Genomic DNA, 21704 nt, shown 5'->3' with positions numbered 1-21704 from the left:
AATCAGGCTTCTTTTTTATCCCCTTATAACTCCATAACTTGTCCCAACTAGTACAGTCTTTTCATGTTGATTGCGATAAACTGACTCGATTGAAACCTTTTTATATCCTTCCATCTGTTCAATATTTGTTAAAGTTAATTCACAAGTGATCGTATCTCCTGTAAAAACCGGTCTAATAAACTCACTTACTAATTCTCTTGCTATGTAATGTAATTCTTCTCCTACTTTCGTTCCAATACTAGCAGTTAATAAACCATGAACCATTAAACGTCCATTTTCATCATATTCCATATGATGCCTACCTTTATCTCCTGTAATATTTGCAAATTCAAAAACCTCTTCCTCAGTAAATCTTCTTTCGTATTTAAATACATCCCCAACTTTTACATTCATTTTTATCCCCCGTTTAATAAACAGAATTTTCTTTTATTTTATCATAAAATGAGTCTCAGTTCAGTTTATATTATTAAAATAGCGATCCTTTTTCTACACTATCTTACTTTTATCGGTGCCCATCTTTTTTTGCTACTTGATACCCGTAGTACGCACATGTTCCATTTCTCGATAACTCTCTCACCTCAAAACCACAACTTCTATAAAAATCAAAATTACTCGCAGATGTATGTGCAAACCAGTCTCCATGTGGCAACTTTTGCAAACAAAGAGCGACAAGTTTCTTACCTAACCCCTTCCCTCTATATTCACATTTCACAACTAAATTTACTATGTTCGCGATCATGATTCCATCAGAAATGACTCTAACCATCGCAATCATCTCTTCTTCATCCCAAATTGTGAATGCCCATGTTGAATTTTCAAATGCTATCGTGAATTTTTCAATTTGCCAAGAAGGGATATTATCATTACTCCAACCAGCATCTTCGAATAAAGTTTTAATTGCATATGCTGGCACACCATTCGTTCCCTCACGAATAATAAGGCCATTATGATAAATATACATGTAATCCCCCCTTTATTTTTATATACCATTCTTCAAAAGATGCAATTTACCTTTTTTCATCCAACGCGTTTAATGGAATAAACAAGAACGTCCATCCCATGAAATGAAGTTGTTTTCTCATAACTAAGCCCTGTTTTTCTAGCAACAAAGATTGAAGCGGGATGATCCGGATTAATAAGAGAAATTAATTTATTCATTCGTAACGCTTGGAAACCATAGTCTCGAAATGCCGCCGCTGCTTCTTTCGCATACCCTTTTCCCCAATACTGAGGTAATAACCAATAACCAATTTCAATTTCTTCTTTTCCATCTATCTGCTGCTTTACTAACCCTGCATGACCAATTCGTATTCCCGTTTCCTTTTCAATCAATACAAATAAACCGAGACCGTTTTTATAGCTAGGAATCACCCACTCCTCCAAACTTTTTTTACATTGCATATATGTTTTTAACGTCCCATTTCCAATATAGCGCATTACCTTCTCATTTCCCCATAGTGAAGCGTAGAACTGTAAATCATCCATTGTATATTTGCGAATTTGTAAACGATCTGTATGAAACATATCTGCACTCCTTCCCACGAATTTGTACTTAACTACACGATCATGTTTTGTATATATACTAAATGTTACTATCTATTATAAATGAACCAAGGGAAAAATACAGAATATTCAATCCTGAAAGAATCTAAAAAAGGCAGTAGACAAATATTGTCTACTGCATCCATATCATAACTAGCATAACGAAAACTACAATTGAGGGGGGTGTAGGATTTTCAAATATACTAGATACTTATCCCGTTCTAACGGGCGGTAAACTTTTCAATTATATGAAAGTGAAAAGTTTACCGCACATAAGAACCTTTGCGGTCATTAAGAGAGCACCGTTAAGTACTCAAATACACGCTGTGCTTTTTCCCCGCCCATTCGTGCATGTTGAAGAAGGGAAATACCATGTGGACCAGATGCACGTAATGCTTCTGGTTGTGCTACTAAAATAGCTTGTACAACTTCTAATTCTCCAAGCATAGCGGCCGCGAAAATATCCATTCGAGCACCCTTTTCTAGTAAATAGAGAGCAATATCTTTACGACCTACATGTGCCGCTGCCCCTAACGCACTTTCCCAATCTGATCCGCCCCAATTGTAAGAGGCATGAAGTAAGCTTGGGGATTCAGCCAACAGTTCTTGTACTTTCTCTAAATCTCCGTGAGCTGCCATAACAAATTCTCTTACTAACTCAGTGGTAATACATTCTTCTGTTCGCATCTTGCTCCTCCTTTTTTAGAAATTCGTTTTGGTGTGAAAAATGGCTTGTCGCTACCTTGAAAAATATCTACATCTATGCCGAATACACGTTGAAACATTTCATGACATAACACTTCTTCTGGTATACCGTCATACTGAAGCTTCCCTCGCTTTAATACGAGTAAACGATCACTATATTGAGCCGCTTGGTTAATATCATGTAAAACCATTACAATTGTCATACCAAACTCCTCGTTTAATCGTTTCACAAGTTCCATTACTTCCAATTGATGAACGATATCCAAAAAAGTTGTTGGTTCATCTAATAATAAAACATTTGTACGTTGTGCTAGCGTCATTGCAATCCAGGCACGTTGTCTTTCTCCTCCTGATAAAGATTGCAAAAGACGATATTCATACCCTTTAAGATTTGTAACAGACAATGCCCAATCAACAATTTCTTCATCTTCTTTATTTAAGCGACTGCTCCATGATTTATGAGGGCCTCTTCCGAATTCGATTAATTCTTTCACTGTTAAATCTAATTGATGATCATGCATTTGTGGTAACATCGCTAATTGCTTCGCCACATCGGCACTTTTCATCGTATGAATACTTTTTCCATCTAAAATGATATCCCCTTCGCTTTGTTTAAGTAATCTTGCCATTAAACGAAGCAAAGTAGATTTCCCCGACCCATTCGGTCCAATTAAACTAACGATCTCTCCAGCTTTAATATGTACATTCATATTTTGCATTTGAAATCTTTCAGAATGTGCGTAAAACACTGTGTTAACGGAAATCACGTTGCTTTCCTCCTCTATGAATTAAATATAAGAAGAACGGACCACCTAAGAAGGATAATAAAATACCTACAGGCAATTCAATTGGATCGAACCAACTTCGAGCTATCGCATCCGCGAAAACAAGTAATATCCCTCCGCCAAGGCATGACAATGGCAGTAAATATTTATAGTCATTTCCAACTAATAAGCGTAACATATGTGGTACGACAAGACCGACAAATCCAATAAGACCAGAAACACTAACCGCAATTCCAGCTAATAATGTGCTTACTACTATTAAATAAAACCGGCTTCTCTCCACGTTATAACCTAATAATTTCGCCATTTCATCTCCAAGCATTAATACTCGAATATGCTTAATACCAAAGAAGGCTAGTATAATAGCGAATATTGCATAATAAATAATCATGTTTAAATGCACCCAACTTACACCACCAATGCCGCCTGCTAACCACGGTAACACGGATTGTACTTTGTCACTATGTAATAACATTAACGCTGACGTCGCTGCACCAATTAATGCATTAATTGACACCCCTACTAAGACAATTCTTGAAGGAGGTGCCCCTTTTTGCCATGATAAAGCATAAATGACCATCGCCGTTATGAAAGCTCCTAAAAACGCACCGAGCGGTAAAAAAGCCATATGCTGAGGGAATAAAATCATAATTACAATTGCTACAAGGCCTGCTCCAGATGAAACCCCGATAATACCAGGATCTGCAAGAGGATTTCTCATAACCCCTTGTAGCAGTGCACCAGATGCTGCTAAACACGTTCCCACTATAAATCCAATGAGCACTCTCGGTATACGAAGATCCCATACAATTCGATGAACTGTCGAACCCTCATCTTGTATGCCAGCTAGAATTTCTCGTAAAGAAAAGGACAAACTTCCTGCAAAAAGACCGTAAAAAAGACCTAGAATCGTTAATACAACTAAAGTAACTGCTATTATCCATCTTTTTTTCGCAAAAGGATGTTCCTTTTCCCTTACTACTTCACTACTTTCCATACTTATCATTTCCTTACATCTTGTATACTTTTATACATAAAGTCCATCGCTTCTGTAACTTTTGTTCCAGGATTTGATCCAAATAAGTCAGGTGGCAAAATAACTACACGATTTTGTTTTACTGCATCTAAATTTTTCCACGCTTCATTTTTCATCATTTCGCCTTCAAATGCTTTTTTAACGCTATTTGGATCTCCATGTGTAATTAAATAAATCACATCTGGATTTGCCTCAATAATGCGTTCTACGCTTAGTTGCGCATATTGCGGATATTCCTTCATTTCTGGAAAATCGGCTGCAATATTTTTTCCACCTGTTTTTTCTAAAATATCACCTGATAAAGATGTTGGTAATGCTGCTAAATAAGTGCCTGGTGCTCCATACACTAGCAATGCTTTCACATCGCTCTTTTTCTCATATTTCTTTATTTGATCATTAATTTTTTGGTTAAGTTCTTTTGCTTTATCTTCTTTCTTCATTACCATTCCATATATTTCAATATTCTTTTGAATATCTTGTACAGAGTTCGCAGAAGAAATCATTACTTTCGTTCCTTGTCCTTCAACCGTTGGAACATTCTTTTGGAATCCATTGTTAGCAATAAGTACATCCGGTTTCAAACTAGCAATTTGCTCAAAATTCGGCTGATGTGCATTCCCGATTACTTGTACTTTCTTTAACTCCTCTGGAAGAGTTATTTTTGTATCTGGACGACCTACTATTTTTCCACCTAAAGCATGAATAATATTCATGTCCCCCATACTTAATGTTGCAAAACTCTCTGGCACTTTATCAAATGTTACCTTTCTTCCTGACAGGTCGGTAACTTCGATTTTCTCTTTTCCTTTTTCTGTTTTTGTTGCAGATGCTTTTTCGTTTCCTTTTGCACTGCAACCGATTAATAAGAAAAAAATAGATAAAATCGCTGTGAATAGCGCAATAGATTTTTTCATTCTTCCACCTCTAACTGATAATGATAATCATTAACTACTATTCTACTTTAATTGATAAGGATTATCATTGTCAATATAAACCGCATACATTTTTTACAAAAAACAAAGAGCACTACAAAAAGATTCGTCCTTTTCGTAGTGCTCTATTTCATAATATTACTCACATTCATTTCCCTCTAACTGATCTCGTATCATTTTCACACGCTGAAAGAAAAAGAATGATAAACTTAAAAATATAACGATACTTCCCATCATAACAAAAAATTGTATTGTTTCTTTTGCTCCATTCGGAATCAATAAACCAACCATTAACAATGTACTTACCGCGAGAAGAATTTGTCCGAACCGAGTATAATCTTCTATTTTTTCTTGTAATTCTTTCATTATATTCTCACTCCTCCATTTCACTGTATCATATTCTCTTAAACTTAAAGACAAGTAAATACAGCCATTCTGGGAGATGTTTTCCAAAAGAAAAAGAGCCGCTTTATTGCGACTCTTTCATAACCATTACTCTCCTTTATATGCTTCCATATAAATTTCTTTCAGCTCTGAAATGAGAGGTAATTTTGGATTAGCTGTTGTACATTGATCTTCAAAAGCTCTTTCTGCTAATAATCCAACAACCTCTTCAAATTCATCTTTAGCAACTCCTTGTCCTGCAATACTCATATTTATATTTAAGCTTTTTCCAAGCTCAATAATTGCCTGGACGAGTGATTCCACACCTTCTGTTGTTGAACTTGCTGGAAGCCCGAGTGTTCTCGCAATATGTGCATAGCGTTCATCAGCTACAAAGTGCTCATATTTTGGGAACAATGCGTGTTTTCTTGGCTTAATAGCATTATAGCGAACTACGTGCGGCATAAGAATTGCATTCGCACGCCCATGCGGAATGTGAAATTCTGGTCCAATTTTATGTGCTAAACTGTGATTAATACCTAGGAAAGCATTTGCAAATGCCATCCCTGCAATTGCAGAAGCATTATGCATTTTTTCGCGTGCTTCTTCATCATTTCCATCTTTAAATGCTCTTGGTAAATATTTAAATACGAGATCAATGGCCTTTAATGCTAATCCATCTGTATAGTCATTTGCCAGAACAGACACATACGCCTCGATTGCATGCGTTAATACGTCCATCCCAGTGTCTGCTGTTACATGTGGTGGTACTGTCATTACAAACTGTGGATCAACAATTGCTACATCTGGCGTTAATTCATAATCTGCAAGTGGATACTTTATATTATTTTTCTTATCTGTAATAACCGCAAATGGTGTCACTTCTGATCCTGTTCCTGATGTTGTTGGAATGGCAACAAACTGCGCCTTACTTCCTAATTCCGGATATTTACATGTACGTTTTCTTATATCTAAAAACTTCTGTTTAATTCCATAGAATGTTGTTTCTGGGTGCTCATAGAAAAGCCACATCCCTTTCGCTGCATCCATAGCTGAACCACCACCAAGTGCGATAATTACATCTGGCTTAAAACTTCTCATCATTTCCGCACCTTTAAACACTGTTTCATCTGATGGATCTGGCTCAACCTCAAAGAAAACTTCAACTTTTACATCATTTACATGTTTACGTAAATAATGTGTAACCGTATCTACATATCCGTGCTCAACCATTCCTGGATCCGTTACAATAAATGCGCGTGAAATGTTAGGCATATTCGCTAAATATGCTGTCGCATGTTTTTCAAAATAAATTTTGGGTGGTAATTTAAACCACTGCATATTCTTTTTTCTATTTGCCAACCTTTTTATATTTAATAAATGCGTCGCTGTTACGTTTTGAGAAACTGAGTTTTTCCCGTAGGAACCGCAACCAAGCGTAAGTGATGGAATAAATCCATTATATATGTCGCCGATTCCACCTTGTGAGGAAGGGGCATTTACAATAAGGCGGCAAGCTTTCATTCGTAATCCAAATTGCTTTTGCACTTCTTTATTTACAGAATGGATGACTGCTGAATGTCCTAAACCACCGAGGTTTAACATTTCTTCGCAATATGTAAATCCTTCTTCTAATGAATTTGCTTTTACACAGGCTAATACTGGACTCAGTTTCTCACGAGATAGTGGATAGGCTGCTCCGATACCTTGAATTTCAGCTACAAGCATTTTTGTATTTTTAGGCACAGTAATTCCAACTAATTCGGCAATATACTGTGCGGATTTCCCTACAATATCACTATTTACTGCACATGTATTTTCATTAATAACAAGTTTTTCTAATTTTCTTCTCTCTTCCTCTGTTACAAAGTAACAATTGTTTGCAATCATTTCTGTTTTCACATCATCATAAATTTCCTTATCTACAATGATTGCTTGTTCTGATGCACAAATCATACCGTTATCAAATGTTTTTGATAAAATTAAATCATTAACGGCTCGTTTTATATGCGCTGATTTCTCTATATAACATGGTACATTACCAGGACCTACACCTAGCGCTGGTTTTCCAGTAGAATAAGCTGATTTCACCATACCTGCTCCTCCAGTTGCCAAAACAAGTGCAACACCTTCATGGTTCATTAATTGTTTCGTTGCTTCGACAGAAGGTCTTTCAATCCACTGAATACAATGTTTTGGTGCCCCTGCCTTCACCGCTGCATCATATACTGTTTTCGCCGCTGCAATGGAACAGTTTTGTGCTGAAGGATGAAATGCGAAAATAATTGGATTTCTCGTTTTTATCGCAATCAATGCTTTAAACATTGTTGTCGACGTTGGGTTCGTTACTGGCGTTACCCCAGCTACTACACCGACAGGTTCCGCAATTTCTATTATTTCTTCATGAGGATCTTCGTGAATAATCCCCACTGTTTTATCTTTCTTTATGCTATGCCAAATATATTCAGTAGCAAAAATATTTTTAATGCATTTATCTTCGTATACACCACGCCCTGTTTCTTCAACAGCCAACTTTGCAAGTGGCATATGTTGATCAACACCTGCTAATGCCATTTCATGAACAATGTTGTCAATTTGCTCTTGTGTAAAGCTTTCTAATGCTTGTAAAGCCTTCCGACCGTTATTCACTAACGTATCAATCATCTCTTTTACTTCCTGCATTTCATTTACAACTTTCTCTTTGACTACCATGTAAATTCCTCCTATTCTGCTATCTTGGACTAAATAAGACCCTATAGGTCGTAATCAGTCCCGATTAGCGCAAAAAAAATAGAGTTGCTTTCCTACATGAACCTCATTGTTTGTGAAATATTTCACAAGTTTGTTCGTGAGTAACACTTCATGAACTTAATATACATGAAATTATTTCATTTGTGTATGTCTATTTTGTGAAATGTTTCACAAAATAACGTAATAAAAATGCACTGCCTGTATTAGCAGTGCATTTTTATTATGCTAGCGCTTGTGCTAGATCTTCAATTAAATCTTCGCCGTCTTCAATACCGACAGAAATACGAATTAATGTATCTGTAATTCCTAATTCCTTGCGGCGATCTGCTGGGATTGATGCATGTGTCATTTGAGATGGAATAGAAATTAAACTTTCTACTGCTCCTAAACTTTCAGCAAGTGTAAAGTATTGTAATTTCTCAAGTACTTTATTTAATGTTTCTTCGCTATCTACATCAAATGAGATAATAGCACCAAATCCATTTGCTTGTTCTGTTGCAAGTTCATGGTTTTGATGTGACTCAAGACCTGGGTAATATACTTTATTTACTTTTGGATGGTTATTTAAAAACTCGGCAATTGCGCGTGAATTCGTTTCATGCTCTTCCATTCGAATTCCTAATGTTTTTAAACCACGAAGTAGTAAGAAGCTATCTTGTGGGCCAAGAATGCCTCCTGTTGAGTTTTGTACAAAGTGAAGGTCTTCTGCTAATTGCGGGCTATTTACAACTACTAGGCCTGCAACTACGTCACTATGACCTCCTAAATATTTCGTTGCACTATGAAGTACAATGTCTGCTCCTAAAGTAATCGGCGACTGCCAATATGGCGTCATGAATGTGTTATCGATAATTGTTAATAAATCTTTCTCTTTAGCAAGAGTAGATATTTTCTTAATATCAGTAATTTTCAGTAATGGGTTCGTTGGTGTTTCCACATAAATCGCTTTCGTATTCGGACGAATTGCTTCTACAACTTCCTCTAAGTTGGTTGTATCTACAAATGTATGCTCAATACCGAAGCGATTTAATACTTTCGTGATAACGCGGTACGTTCCACCATACACATCATCTGTTAAAATAACGTGGTCACCTTTTGAGAACAACATAATTGTCGCTGTAATAGCAGCCATTCCTGAGCCAAATGCAAATCCCGCATGGCCGTTTTCTAATACAGCAATCATTTCTTCTAAAGCTGCACGTGTTGGGTTACCTGTACGTGAATATTCATATCCTTGATGTTTACCAACTGCTTCTTGTTTGTACGTACTTGTTTGATAGATCGGTACGTTTACAGATCCAGTTGAAGGTTCTCCTATGCGAATACCATGAATTAACTTTGTCTTTGCTCTCATTTTTTATTCCCATCCTTTGTATATGTCTTTACTTAAATAACGCTCACTACTATCAGGAAAAATCGTTACAATATTTGTACCTGGTGCCGCTTGCTCTGCTTCAAGTAAACTTGCATGAAACGCTGCTCCTGAAGAGCTCCCAACGAGCAGTCCTTCTTTTTGCGCTAATTCCTTTACTCGTAAAAATGCATTTCGATCAGAAATTGTATGAATTTCATCAAAATACGATGTTTTCAAAAATGGCGGGATGAATTCAAGGCCAATCCCTTCCGTTTCATGTGAACCAGCTTTACCACCATTTAAAATAGATCCTTCTGGTTCCACAATAACCGTTTTTATATCTACATTTTTTTCTTTCAAATAAGATGCAGTCCCCATGAATGTACCACCAGTTCCTGCTCCTGCAACAAATATGTTAATCTCTCCGTTCAATGCATCCCAAAGTTCAGGACCTAATGTTTTGAAATAAGCACGAGGGTTTGCTTCATTTGCAAACTGACTTGGAGAGTATGAATTCGGTATTTCATTTACTAACTCTTTCGCTTTTGCAATTGCACCGGTCATTCCTTGCTCAGTCGGTGTATGCACGACCGTTGCGCCTAGTGCTTTCATTAATTCTTGTTTTTCAATACTAAATTTCTCTGGTACACAAACAATAACGCGTAAATCATGTTGTAACGCCGCAAGTGCCAGTCCAATACCAGTATTTCCAGCAGTTGGTTCAATAATTGTTCCACCCTGGGTAACAAGCCCTTTTTCTAGCGCATCTTCGATTAATTCTCTTCCTAAACGGTCCTTAATGCTTCCACCTGGGTTATAAAATTCAAGCTTTGCAAATAAACGGACCCCTTCTGGAAGTGAAAAACGAGTAATTTCTACAATTGGTGTATGACCAATCAACTCATGAACTCCACGATATACATTCATCGTGTTCTCCCCCTTATTTGCCAATAAAGAAAAGGCAACTGTATGTATTTTCTTTATATGAGACAGTTGCCTTTTTGTTACATTACTTTAACTCTTCTAGTACTTTTACGATAAAGTTTGTAGAATGAAGAGCTGCTTGATCTAAAAATTGATCAAATGAAACATTTGATTCTTTACCAGCAATATCAGAAAGTGCACGAATAATAACAAACGGAACTTCATATTGGTGGCATACTTGTGCAACAGCTGCTGCTTCCATTTCTACTGCATAAAGGTCTTCAAATTTATCACGAATTGCTGCAACGCGGTTCGGATCACTCATAAATGAATCACCTGTTGCAATCATACCTTTTACAACTTGAATATTTTCTTCTGCCTGCATACATTTCTCAGCTAATGCAACTAATGCCTCATCAGCCTTGAATCCAGGAGGCATTCCTGGTACTTGACCATACTCATAGTTAAATGCTGTTACATCTACGTCATGATGACGAACTTCTGTTGAAATAACTACATCTCCAACGTTTAGAGAATGATGGAAGCCACCAGCTGAACCAGTATTAATTACTTTTTCAGGCTTATATCTTTCTAATAAAATTGTCGTTGACATCGCTGCATTTACTTTACCAATACCAGACTTTAACAAGATTACTTCATGTCCTGCTAATTGTCCTTTCGTAAATTCACAACCCGCAACCGTTTCTGTTTCTGCTTGTTCTAATTTGTCACGTAAAATACGTACTTCTTCTTCCATTGCTCCAATTACAGCAATTCTCAATCTAATCCCTCTTTCTATTGCTTAGTTGCCTCCATTACCCAAACGAAATGATTTAATCTCGTAAACGTTACATGGAAGCCATTGTTTTCAAAAATAGACTGCATGACTGGAATACGTGTATAATATTCCGTTTGCAAATCGTTTGCTAACTGATGGAAACCTCTTTGTTTTGCTGTTTCAACAGTTTTATCATATGCATCTTGATCTGCAAATATCGTATCAGCAAACACTATTTTACCACCTTTGTTTAGCAATTGACTATAGTTCGCAATCGCTACATTTTTTTCATCATCTGTTAAATGATGAAATGCATAGGTGCTTACAATGGTATCAATTGAATTTGGAACTTCAAACGAAAGAAAATCACCTTCTGTAATCGAAAACTCTTGCGGCAATTTCTCTTTTGCAATCATGCGCATTTCACGTGACGGCTCTATACCGTAAACTGTGTGGCCAGCAAGTAATAATTTATTTGTTAAATTTCCAGTACCAACACCAAATTCTAATACATTACCAAATGACTTGTTAACTACATCCTCTAGAATATCCTCATAACGAGCGAAAACTTCTTTATATTGTATATCTTCGCCTTGTACGAATGAGTCGTACGTATGAGCCCACTCATCAAATAAACCATTAAATTCTGTCCCCATAAAAATTCCCCTTTTTCTTATCGGTTTTATCAGTATGATATGCCCTCTTGCTAAAAATGTCAATTGAAATGTACATAGTATTTCCTTCTTTTCTTTGTTACACTATAGTTGATTACATAGGAGAGGGGTCGTCTTCGTGTCATTTACCTTTGAAATGTTAGAAGATAAAGTAGAGTTTTTCGAAGCAGGAGACTTAGCTTCTTTGGAACGAAAAATTAGTGAACAAATCGATAATAATAAAGCACTTATGCTTGAAGTTCATCACATCTCGCATCAAATGGTTATGGATCCCGAAAGCAAAAGACCATATTATAGCGCGGTTGTTCATTTTAAATTAAAGAAATTATACTAACTAAAAAAGAGAAGCTCCTAAGGAGCCTCTCTTTTTTAGTTTAGAGTTTGAACAAGTACTGGTTTCCAGCCCTCATTTTCTACCCAATCAATATTCACATAATATTTTTTACCTGATTGTTTATCTTGTACGTTACCGTAAGCTTTATTCTTACCGTTATTTCCAATTCTATGGATAACTAATTGATTTACTGGAACGTCAATTGCAGCTGAAATCGCTTGATTCATCTCATTCCAATCTGCTGTACCTTTTTTAAACGTCATCGCAGGTGTTGCACCTTGCTCTGTACCTACTGGCTTCCAAGAAGATTTCGTATAAGCATCTGTTGCCTGTGACTGTGTTTTTTCAGCTGGTGCTTTCTCGTTAGCTTTCGCTTCTTCTTCAGCTTTTTTCTGTTCTTCCTCAGCCTTTTGCTTCTCTTCTTCTTCCTGCTTCTTAGCCTCTGTCTTATCTTGCTCGTTCTTCTTCGTCTCTTCTTTGCCTTTAGCTTTCTCAGCTTTATTCTCTTTCGTTGTTTGCTGAGCTACTTTTTTATCACTAGAAGACGCTTGCTCTTTTCTTTCAGGAACAAACAATTGATATGATACAATAGCTACTAATATTAATACAATTGCAATTGCAATATTTAAAACACCGTTTTGACGACGTTTTTGTTGTTTCTGTTGGAATCTAGATCCTCCTGCCATTCTTCAAACCTCCATGCAGTTTTTCATACTTGCTATTGTAACATTAAATCTAGAAAGGTTGAACATTTACAATAATATTTTCACGAAATGAAAACATTTCACTATGAATTGCAAGATTACTTTTCAATCTCTAATCGATAGATTGATTCTACGATAGCTTTGAAAATAGGTGTAACTTTATTTACATTGCTATTCGTTTCTATATCCACGACAACTAAAGCATATCTTGGATTTTCATAGGGAAAATAACCTGCAAACCAACGATTCACTTTCGTCCCTTTTCCTGTTTGCGCTGTCCCAGATTTTCCAGCGACACTTAGTGGTAACGACCTGAATGCGGCTCCTGTTCCTTTCTCCGTTGTTACAACGCCCCTTAATAACTCTTGTAATGTTTTCACCGTTTCATACGAAAGCTGTTTTCCACCTAATGTATGGTCTTCAAACGTATAAAAGTCCGTTCCATTTTTATACATTATCTTTTCAACAGCTTTCACTTCCATCTTTTCTCCATCTCTAGCAATCGTCGCCATCATATTTGCAATCGCTAGAGGTGACATGCGTACATCTTTCTGTCCAATTGCTGTTTGCGCTACCGCCTTTTTACTACTCTTATTTCCTTCACTTTCCCAAATGGTAACACTCTTCTCCTCTGGCATCTGCTCAAAATGAGTTGTATGAAATACAGAACCTTTCCATCCAACCTTACCAGCGCCTCCTAAAGCTGCTACGTAAGTTTCTAACACCATCTTATCCTTTTGCATTAGCTCGTTACCTAACTCTGAAAATGTCCTGTTACAGCTTCTAGCAAAGCTCTCTTTAAAACTAAGTGTACCCATCATAACTTGTGGGTGTTCTTCACCATATAAATCTTTATTACAATTAAATGTACGATTAAACACATTTTCATTTTGATCAATCACTGCCGCTGCAACTATTGTTTTAAAAACAGAACCGGGAAAATGTGGTGTTAACATTTGATTTTCAAGTGTAGTTTTATATAAACGCTCATCTTTCACCTGTACAGATGGTTTACTGACCATCGCTAAAATTTCATTTTTCTTTACATCAAGTAACACTAATCCCCCCTTCTTTATTTCGCTTGCTTCAACCACTTCTTCTGCTTTTTGCTGTAACCCTTTATGTAAAGTAGTTTGAATCGTCACTGGATAAAATGGATTTCCAGGCGACGTATATTTCGCTTGTTTTCCAAAAATCGGTTCTCCTTGTCGGTCAACCTGATACAATACTTTTGCCTCTCCATCGGTCAAAAGAAATTCATCAAACGATTGCTGCAATCCTGAAATGCCAATTGGCGTTTGCTTTGAAATTTTTCTTACTTCTCCGTATCGTTTTTGAAATTCTCGTTCATTCTCACCCACATCGCCAATTAAATGATTCATCACGCCTGTTTGCCGTAAACGAACTTCAGCTGCTACAATACCTAATACATTTAATTGATTGACCTTCTCCATCTGCTCTCGTGCCAAGCGAAATGGCCCATTTCCTCTTCGCATGATAAATGCACTTTTCTTATCTTTCATTTGACTTTCAATCTCTTGTCTCGACACACCAATGATATGCGCAATTTTCTCTAACATGTCATTTTTTATTTGTAGAAATGGAAAAACAATTAAAACAGGATACTTTTTCTCACCTATTTCCTTACCGTTCCGATCTATAAAATGGCCTCGTCCATCATCTACCGTAATGGATTGCGTCCGTTGTGTAACACTTTTTTCGATTAAATTTATCTTGCGACTAGTAAATGATTCCGTACCTATAATTTGTATTTGAATTAAACGACAAAGTAATATAAACATGACACATATAAAACAAATTAAAACAATTGTAATTCTCCGCTTTATTTTCATAAAAAAACACCTCGTCTATTGTAGTTTAGACGAGGTACTATTTTATTTATACAAGCCCTAAATTAAAATAGGTATTATATATGCTATTATTGCTTCTTTGGCTTCTCTAGAAATTTCAGAAGAAGCGATCTAAATTCTGTTTCATTCACTCCATTATTTTTGGCAACTTCGATTACAGTAGTTGTTACGTTAGCCGCTACTTTTAAATATTCCTTACTTAAATTATTCATTTCATTTCTTTTTTCTTTTGCATTCTCGACTGTTACAGAATCAATACAAACAATCATCTTATCTACAATTTGTAAGTAATTATTTTGTGCATCTATTATTTTTTGAATATCATCTTTATTACTTACTTTCGATTGTTTTAAATATGTATATGCTTGATTCACTTCATCCTTTAAAATTTTATCATTATTCTTCGCCTGTTCTTGCAACATATTCTTCATGTCATCTATTGTTTTTTGATCCATCGAATCTCGCAATAAATAATCTGGATTCCCAATCGCATAATCGTACTTAATTGTTACATCTTGAAATATTTTCATGACAATAGCTAATTGATATGCTAAATCAAATTCATCAAATTCCTTTTTTTCTCGTGGATTTTCTACGCTTTTTGAACTCTCAGTTGCTCTAGTATCCTTTTTTTCTTCTTGCTTTACTTTTTCGCCCTTTGATGATGTAGTTTCCTCATTCGTTCCGCACGCAGCAAGCGCTAATATAGATATACTACAAACCAGTCCTGTAAAAATTTTATGTTTCATAATTAGCCCCTTTTCCCCTTTAAAACCTATAGTTCCTAATTATGATATCAAAGCTTCAGGTGATTTTTTGACATTTTTTGTCGAACCATTCGAATGTTTATACAATTTTTTCGTTCTACAAATAAAATAAAAAAGATCTCTCCCATTGCATTTCTCCACCTGGAGTTTGGATTGCTACCTTCTCACCAATTTGCTTACCTAATAAGCTTTTTGCAATTGGAGAATCGTTAGAAATTCTTCCTTCAAATGGATCTGCTTCTGCGCTACCTACGATTGTGTAAGATTCTTCATCTCCACCTGGTAACTCTTTAAATGTTACTGTTTTACCTAATGTAACAACTGTAGATTCTTCACCGTTATCTGTGATGATAACTGCGTTACGAATCATGTTTTCTAATTGTGTAATACGTCCTTCTACGAACGCTTGCTCATCTTTTGCTGCATCGTACTCAGAGTTCTCAGAAAGATCTCCGAAGCTACGTGCAATCTTAATTCGCTCTACAACCTCTTTACGTTTTACCGTTTTTAAATCTTCAAGTTCGTTCTCTAGCTTTTGCTTACCCTCTTGCGTCATAGGGTATGTTTTTTCTGTTGCCATATTTTCCACTCCTTTTATATACCAATCCCCCGAAAAAAAGAGGAGTTCCATATGAAAACTCCCCCACTTATATGTATAGCGGAGGTTTCTAGCACGCCTGTACTAGCGGAGTTGTCACATACAACCCCGTATTCCCAATTCTTCTTTATATAAAGAAGATATGTATGGAAAGTTGATATAAATATGCCCTCACCTATATATAGATGAGGTTGCATGTTTCATTGTATTCGATAGGACGGGAAAAAATCCCTTCCTATCGTATATCTTTTACTATGCTATTACAAATTTACTTTTTGTTCAAGAATTGTTGCAATTTTTGTCACCATAATATCAATTGCAACATGGTTTTGTCCACCTTCAGGGATAATAATATCCGCAAATTTCTTAGAAGGCTCAATAAATTGATTGTGCATTGGACGTACAACACTTACGTATTGATCAATAACTGAATCCATCGTACGACCGCGCTCTTTAATATCACGCTGCATGCGGCGTAAAATACGAAGATCTGCATCTGTATCAACGAATAGCTTAATGTCCATTAACTCACAAAGACGTGGGTCTTCTAAAATAAGAATTCCTTCTAAAATGATTACATCTTTCGGCTCAACTGGAATAACTTCTTCTGAACGCGTATGCAATGTATAGTCATATACAGGCTTATCAATTTGCTCATATGCAAGTAACTGCTGCAAATGTTCAATTAACAGATCATTATCAAACGCAAGCGGATGATCATAATTTGTTTTTAAACGCTCTTCCATTGGTAAATGGCTTTGATCTTTGTAATAATAATCTTGCTCTAAGATTAAAATAGAATGACCTTTAAAATGGTCAAAAATCGCTTTCGTTACACTCGTTTTACCTGATCCCGAACCACCAGCAATTCCAATTACAACAGGCTTATTCGTCCCCATTCGACTATCAACTCTTTCTTATTGAAGTATGCTTTTGCGCATCATATTATTCACATACACTGGTTGATCCACTTTGAATTTCACGATTTGCAACGGATGTCTCGCTGCATCTAATTCGTTTCCATCCTCATCCCAAATTTTCTCCACCGTCTGCGTAAAGTTTTCTATTTCTGGCCCAAAGAACTCCACTTCATGTCCTGGTTTGAAATGATTACGTTGCTCAATCGTTACGATGCCCGTTTCTTCATTATAATCTAACACTAAACCAGCGAAATCATACGTTGTTTTCTTACTATGATTTCCAAACATTTGCTCTTGATGTCCTGGAACCCCTTCAAAGAATGCAGGAGCTGTATCACGATTTGCACATTTATCCAGCTCATCTAACCATTCTTGTTTAAACTCAAAGTTATCCGGATCCGCACAATATGCATCAATTACTTTACGGTATACAGTCGCTACAGTCGCTACGTAATGGATTGATTTCATACGTCCTTCAACCTTTAAACTATCAATTCCAATTTCAATCATTTTCGGAATTGATAAAATTAAATTTAAGTCTTTTGGACTCATTGCAAAGTGAGCATCTTCTTCTTGGAATAGAGGCAGCTCTTTTGCATCTTTATGTTGTGATACTGTTTGAACTAAATCATAGTCCCAGCGGCAAGATTGACAACAACCACCACGGTTAGAGTCACGTGCCGTCATATGGTTACTTAACGTACATCTGCCTGAATATGCGATACACATTGCACCATGGACGAATGCTTCAATTTCAATATCCACTTTTTCTTTAATTTCTTTCATTTCTTCATAGCTTGCTTCACGAGCTAATACAAGACGATGTAAACCTTCTTCTTTCCAATACTGTGCTGCTTTCCAGTTGGATAGTGATTGTTGTGTACTTAAATGTACTTCAACAGAAGGCGCTACACGTTTACAAGTCTCAATAATAAGCGGATCAGCAACGATAATTCCCGTTACGCCAGCTTTTTCAATCCCTTTTAAATATTCCTCTAGCCCGTCCATATTTTCATTATGTGCAAAGATATTTGTTGTTACATATATTTTTGCTCCATATTTCTTCGCAAATTTCACACCTTCTGCCATTTCTTCCAGTGTAAAGTTACCTGCATTCGAACGAAGACCAAATTCTTGTCCACCTAAATATACAGCATCTGCCCCATAATGGATAGCTACTTTTAATTTTTCTAAGTTACCCGCAGGGATTAACAGTTCAGGTTTCTTCACAATAACGCGTTTGCCATCGATTACTCGTGAAATTTCTTGTACAGTCATTTCCTACACCCTCCTCGTTTAGTAAACCGTCTCTTTAAAGAAGAATCCTGTATCTAACGGACGATTTACCGGTTGCATTTCTTCTATCTCTTTATATAAATCGTCTTTCACGTCATAATACGCATCACGATCTTCTACACATAAATCAATTGCTTTACGATATTTCTTCGTTACCTCAATAATGTATGCAGAGCTTTTTAGTACACCATCAATTTTTAAGCTATCTACTTCACCATCAATTAGTTCCTCTAATTCATCGATGAAACAAATATCGTTTGGACTCATAATATGAGTACCATTTTCATCTTCATAAATTGGATATTTATTGTTACGCTCTGGGTCATATAAGAACATATTCTCTTCATATTTTTTCTTTTCAATGTCAAGATTACGCCCTTGATACTCAAAGTAGTTTCCTACTAGCGAACGCTTTGATTGGAACATGCAAGTCATACCGTGAATTTGTACTTCAAGCTCCACTTCAGCATTTTCTTTTAATTCAACAATTTCATCTAAGCTAAGCTCACGAGCTAATACAGCGCGCTTTGCTCCTCTTTGTCCCCAGTAGTTACAAGTGAACCAGTTTGTTGCTGTTGTTTCTGTATTCCAGTGCAACTGCATATTTGGCGCTACTTCGCGAACGGCCATTAATACTGCTGGATCCCCGAAGACAATTGCATCTACACTTACTTCGTTTAAAAATGCAACATAATCTGTTAATTCTTCTACTTTATCGTTGTGGAACATAGCGTTCATTGCTACGTATACTTTTACACCATTTTCATGTGCAATCTTCACAGCTTGTTTCACATCTTCACGTGAAAATTCCCCTGCTAAACGTAAACCAAACTTTTGCTCACCAATCATTACCGCATCTGCTCCTGCTTTCGCAAGAGGTTCGATATCCGCCACTGCTTTTGGCGTTACTAACAATTCAGGTTTCTTCATACCTTGGTCACCCTCTCTTTTTACTAACAGCTACTCCATCACCAATTGGGAAAATCGTTGTATCATATCCTTCATGGTTCATAAGCCATTCATTGTACGTCTTAATACGACGGATTAAACCACGTGTACGTCTGTTTTCGATTTTCTCTTTTGTCGTCACAAGGCCATGGTACATAACATTATCTGAAATAATTACGCCACCAGGATTTAATAACGGTTCATATAAGTCAAAAAAGCGACGATATTGTCCTTTTGCTGCATCAATAAAAATAACATCAAATGTTCCATGTTCTTCTACTTGTTCGCCTGTTTCTAACGCATCACCGTAAATAACGGAAATACGCTCTTTAACTGGTGAACGTTCTATATATTCAAGTGCTTTTTCATATCGCTCGCGATTGCGCTCAACTGTCACAATGCGAGAATTTGGAATAGCTTGCATCATACGAATACTAGAATAGCCAATTGCTGTACCAAGCTCTAAAATGCTTTTTGGTCCAATTAAACGTAAAAATTGCAACATAAATTCCATTCCAAGTCGATCCATAATCGGCACATGATTTTCTTTCGCATAGTCTTCCATTTCAAGAATTAATTTATCTTTTGGATCAATAAATGATAATAGGTACTCGTTAACTGCATCCTCCATAATGGTCCTCCTTATTTACATGGAGAAGTGCCTCTATGACGTCTTTTCACACATAGAATGCAATAAAAATACAAGCCAGCTTCACCCTTAGCTTGTACGTCCCGTTTTGATATTAAAAACGATTCTTCTGCCAGTTTTTAACCCGATATATTTTACCACAAAAAAGAGGGATGTGCGACTTTTTTCGCTATCCCTCCCCATTTCACTGTTTTTTCGTAATATATTTTTGCTTTAATGCATTATGCTCTTCCAATGTTTTCGCATAGTACACTTCACCAGTTGGTGCAGCTAAGAAATAATAATAATCCGTTTGCGCAGGTTCTAATGCAGCCTCCACTGAATGCTTACCAGAGTTCGCAATCGGACCAACCGGCAATCCTTTCACAACATACGTATTGTACGGTGAGTTTATCTTTAAATCTTCATATAATACACGTTGTTTATGCTTTCCAAGTGCGTATAATACCGTTGGATCAGTTTGCAGTGGCATACCTTTCGCTAAACGATTATAAAAGACGCTAGAAATCTTTTGACGATCTGTAAAGCCTGTTGCCTCTTCTTCAATAAGTGAAGACAATGTTAAAAGCTGGTGAACATCCCAGTTTTTCGCTTTCATTTTCGCCTCATTTTGAACAATGATTGCATTCGTTTTCTCAAGCATTGGGATTACGATTTCTTCTAACGTCGTATCTTTTTTATAGAAAGAGTACGTCGCAGGATATAAATAACCTTCTAATGGATATTTAATATTGCTATCAAAGATTTTATCCGTTAACAACTTCGGATACTTTTGCTTCATTTTTTGAATAAATGCTTTATCGTTTAATTGACGTACGACATCATCTTTATTCCACTTTAATTCGTTTGCAACCGTTTCTGCAATTTCAGTTACTTGTGCCCCTTCTTTTATCGTCACTTTATAAAGAGCTGGACGATGTACATTACCAGATGACATTTGTTCAATAACATCTGAGGCATTCATTGAAGGATTTAATAAATATGTACCCGCTTGTAAATTTTTAGATTTAGCCTTTGTATAAAAACTAAAAACTGTACCGTTTTTCACAGCACCTTTTTCTTCTAAAATCTCACCAATTTTACTAGTAGATGATCCTTTTGGAATTTCTACTTCCATCTCTTTTTTATTCCCGCTATCAACTGGTCCTAATGCGGATGAAATATACGCATAGACTGAACCACAAACTAAAAGCAGTGCAATAATCGAAAATAAAAAAATGCGTCTACGCTTCTTTTTCACTTGATTCTCTATCAACACTCTTCCTCCTTAATTAAATTGTAGACCGTATGTATATCTTTCTATACAACACGATATAAAAACACAATAAATTTATTTATCTTTTTTAGATAGACATTTTATTTTTCTACAATCCGTCTCATTATACTACAAAGGATTACAAGGTTTCGACAAAAAATCTTTCATTTTACATATAAAAAAAGATGGACTCTATGTCGTCCACCTTTTAGTACTTATTATTCAGCTTCTTGCTCATCAGCTAGAGTGTTGAACATTTCTTGTACCATTTCCCACTCTTCTTCAGATTCGATTGGAAGTAAACTTCCGCCCTCTTCTTCATTTTGCTCATAAGCCATTGCATCATAAATTGGGTCTCCATCTTCGTCTACTTCTCCGATTGGAGAGAAGACTACGTATGATTTTTTGCCAAATTTTTCAGCATCAAAAGTGAAAATAATTTCACATAAATGTTCGTTACCTTTTTCGTCTACAATTGTAATTTGATTTTCTTCCAT

The 21704-nt window shown here is 36.3% G+C and carries 24 protein-coding genes; 1 reads left to right on the top strand and 23 read right to left on the bottom strand.

The window, feature by feature from the left end; genetic code table 11:
- Positions 1 to 15: 15 nt before the first annotated feature.
- The 13 genes from DN392_RS04115 to DN392_RS04050 form a co-directional block, all read right to left on the bottom strand.
- Entirely contained in the window at positions 16 to 393 is a 378-nt protein-coding gene (locus DN392_RS04115; RefSeq protein WP_001101452.1) for a hotdog family protein, read from the bottom strand.
- 109 nt (positions 394 to 502) lie between these two features.
- A complete protein-coding gene (locus DN392_RS04110; RefSeq protein WP_000276112.1) occupies positions 503 to 961 on the bottom strand; it encodes a GNAT family N-acetyltransferase in 459 nt (152 codons plus the stop codon).
- Positions 962 to 1017: 56 nt separating this feature from the next.
- Positions 1018 to 1524: a GNAT family N-acetyltransferase gene (locus DN392_RS04105; RefSeq protein WP_000469127.1), complete on the bottom strand. Its 507-nt coding sequence runs from the start codon at positions 1522 to 1524 to the stop codon at positions 1018 to 1020.
- A gap of 309 nt (positions 1525 to 1833) precedes the next feature.
- Positions 1834 to 2229 (bottom strand): ankyrin repeat domain-containing protein, encoded by a 396-nt coding sequence (locus DN392_RS04100; RefSeq protein WP_001258431.1) that lies wholly within the window; start codon positions 2227 to 2229, stop codon positions 1834 to 1836.
- Positions 2196 to 3014, bottom strand: coding sequence for an ABC transporter ATP-binding protein (locus tag DN392_RS04095; protein WP_048565728.1), 819 nt, complete (start codon positions 3012 to 3014; stop codon positions 2196 to 2198). Before DN392_RS04095 ends, DN392_RS04100 begins: the two co-directional genes overlap by 34 nt.
- On the bottom strand, positions 3001 to 4029 hold the full coding sequence (locus DN392_RS04090) for a FecCD family ABC transporter permease (protein WP_000445959.1): 1029 nt from the start codon (positions 4027 to 4029) through the stop codon (positions 3001 to 3003). Before DN392_RS04090 ends, DN392_RS04095 begins: the two co-directional genes overlap by 14 nt.
- Positions 4030 to 4034: 5 nt before the next feature.
- Entirely contained in the window at positions 4035 to 4982 is a 948-nt protein-coding gene (locus DN392_RS04085; RefSeq protein WP_048565729.1) for a helical backbone metal receptor, read from the bottom strand.
- A gap of 156 nt (positions 4983 to 5138) precedes the next feature.
- Entirely contained in the window at positions 5139 to 5366 is a 228-nt protein-coding gene (locus DN392_RS04075; protein ID WP_000661440.1) for a YrhC family protein, read from the bottom strand.
- Between the two features lie 126 nt (positions 5367 to 5492).
- The gene (gene adhE, locus DN392_RS04070) at positions 5493 to 8096 is read right to left on the bottom strand and encodes a bifunctional acetaldehyde-CoA/alcohol dehydrogenase (RefSeq protein ID WP_088321534.1); all 2604 of its coding nucleotides are present in this window, start codon (positions 8094 to 8096) and stop codon (positions 5493 to 5495) included.
- Positions 8097 to 8355: 259 nt separating this feature from the next.
- Positions 8356 to 9489, bottom strand: coding sequence for a bifunctional cystathionine gamma-lyase/homocysteine desulfhydrase (locus tag DN392_RS04065; protein WP_001201925.1), 1134 nt, complete (start codon positions 9487 to 9489; stop codon positions 8356 to 8358).
- Between the two features lie 3 nt (positions 9490 to 9492).
- Complete coding sequence (locus tag DN392_RS04060; RefSeq protein ID WP_001103852.1) at positions 9493 to 10416, bottom strand: O-acetylserine dependent cystathionine beta-synthase; 924 nt, start codon at positions 10414 to 10416, stop codon at positions 9493 to 9495.
- A gap of 82 nt (positions 10417 to 10498) precedes the next feature.
- On the bottom strand, positions 10499 to 11194 hold the full coding sequence (gene mtnN, locus DN392_RS04055) for a 5'-methylthioadenosine/S-adenosylhomocysteine nucleosidase (protein WP_001217038.1): 696 nt from the start codon (positions 11192 to 11194) through the stop codon (positions 10499 to 10501).
- Between the two features lie 14 nt (positions 11195 to 11208).
- Entirely contained in the window at positions 11209 to 11847 is a 639-nt protein-coding gene (locus DN392_RS04050) for a class I SAM-dependent DNA methyltransferase (RefSeq protein WP_000536332.1), read from the bottom strand.
- Between the two features lie 136 nt (positions 11848 to 11983).
- On the opposite strand from DN392_RS04050, the gene DN392_RS04045 reads away from it, so the two are divergent.
- Complete coding sequence (locus tag DN392_RS04045; protein ID WP_000010985.1) at positions 11984 to 12199, top strand: YrzA family protein; 216 nt, start codon at positions 11984 to 11986, stop codon at positions 12197 to 12199.
- A gap of 35 nt (positions 12200 to 12234) precedes the next feature.
- Here the strand turns inward: DN392_RS04045 and DN392_RS04040 are convergent, their stop codons facing one another.
- The 10 genes from DN392_RS04040 to DN392_RS03995 form a co-directional block, all read right to left on the bottom strand.
- Positions 12235 to 12885, bottom strand: a complete 651-nt coding sequence (locus DN392_RS04040) for a YrrS family protein (RefSeq protein WP_000897090.1) — start codon at positions 12883 to 12885, stop codon at positions 12235 to 12237.
- A 116-nt stretch (positions 12886 to 13001) separates the two neighbouring features.
- Entirely contained in the window at positions 13002 to 14756 is a 1755-nt protein-coding gene (locus tag DN392_RS04035; protein ID WP_000695137.1) for a peptidoglycan D,D-transpeptidase FtsI family protein, read from the bottom strand.
- Positions 14757 to 14842: 86 nt separating this feature from the next.
- Positions 14843 to 15523: a hypothetical protein gene (locus tag DN392_RS04030; RefSeq protein WP_000680870.1), complete on the bottom strand. Its 681-nt coding sequence runs from the start codon at positions 15521 to 15523 to the stop codon at positions 14843 to 14845.
- Between the two features lie 115 nt (positions 15524 to 15638).
- Positions 15639 to 16121 (bottom strand): transcription elongation factor GreA, encoded by a 483-nt coding sequence (gene greA / locus DN392_RS04025; protein ID WP_149237912.1) that lies wholly within the window; start codon positions 16119 to 16121, stop codon positions 15639 to 15641.
- A 278-nt stretch (positions 16122 to 16399) separates the two neighbouring features.
- Entirely contained in the window at positions 16400 to 17038 is a 639-nt protein-coding gene (udk, locus tag DN392_RS04020) for a uridine kinase (RefSeq protein WP_000537082.1), read from the bottom strand.
- 18 nt (positions 17039 to 17056) lie between these two features.
- Entirely contained in the window at positions 17057 to 18337 is a 1281-nt protein-coding gene (locus DN392_RS04015) for a peptidase U32 family protein (RefSeq protein ID WP_000217975.1), read from the bottom strand.
- Positions 18338 to 18355: 18 nt separating this feature from the next.
- The gene (locus DN392_RS04010; protein WP_000742784.1) at positions 18356 to 19285 is read right to left on the bottom strand and encodes a peptidase U32 family protein; all 930 of its coding nucleotides are present in this window, start codon (positions 19283 to 19285) and stop codon (positions 18356 to 18358) included.
- Positions 19286 to 19292: 7 nt separating this feature from the next.
- Positions 19293 to 19934 (bottom strand): O-methyltransferase, encoded by a 642-nt coding sequence (locus DN392_RS04005; protein ID WP_000389094.1) that lies wholly within the window; start codon positions 19932 to 19934, stop codon positions 19293 to 19295.
- 202 nt (positions 19935 to 20136) lie between these two features.
- Positions 20137 to 21207 (bottom strand): endolytic transglycosylase MltG, encoded by a 1071-nt coding sequence (gene mltG / locus DN392_RS04000; protein WP_064056492.1) that lies wholly within the window; start codon positions 21205 to 21207, stop codon positions 20137 to 20139.
- A 218-nt stretch (positions 21208 to 21425) separates the two neighbouring features.
- Complete coding sequence (locus DN392_RS03995; protein WP_000392245.1) at positions 21426 to 21704, bottom strand: DUF1292 domain-containing protein; 279 nt, start codon at positions 21702 to 21704, stop codon at positions 21426 to 21428.

Source organism: Bacillus sp. BB51/4, from assembly GCF_008368845.1.
In the GTDB taxonomy this organism is placed as follows: domain Bacteria; phylum Bacillota; class Bacilli; order Bacillales; family Bacillaceae_G; genus Bacillus_A; species Bacillus_A wiedmannii.
Note: the sequence above shows the minus strand (reverse complement) of the source record. Positions and strands in the feature narration are given on the sequence as shown.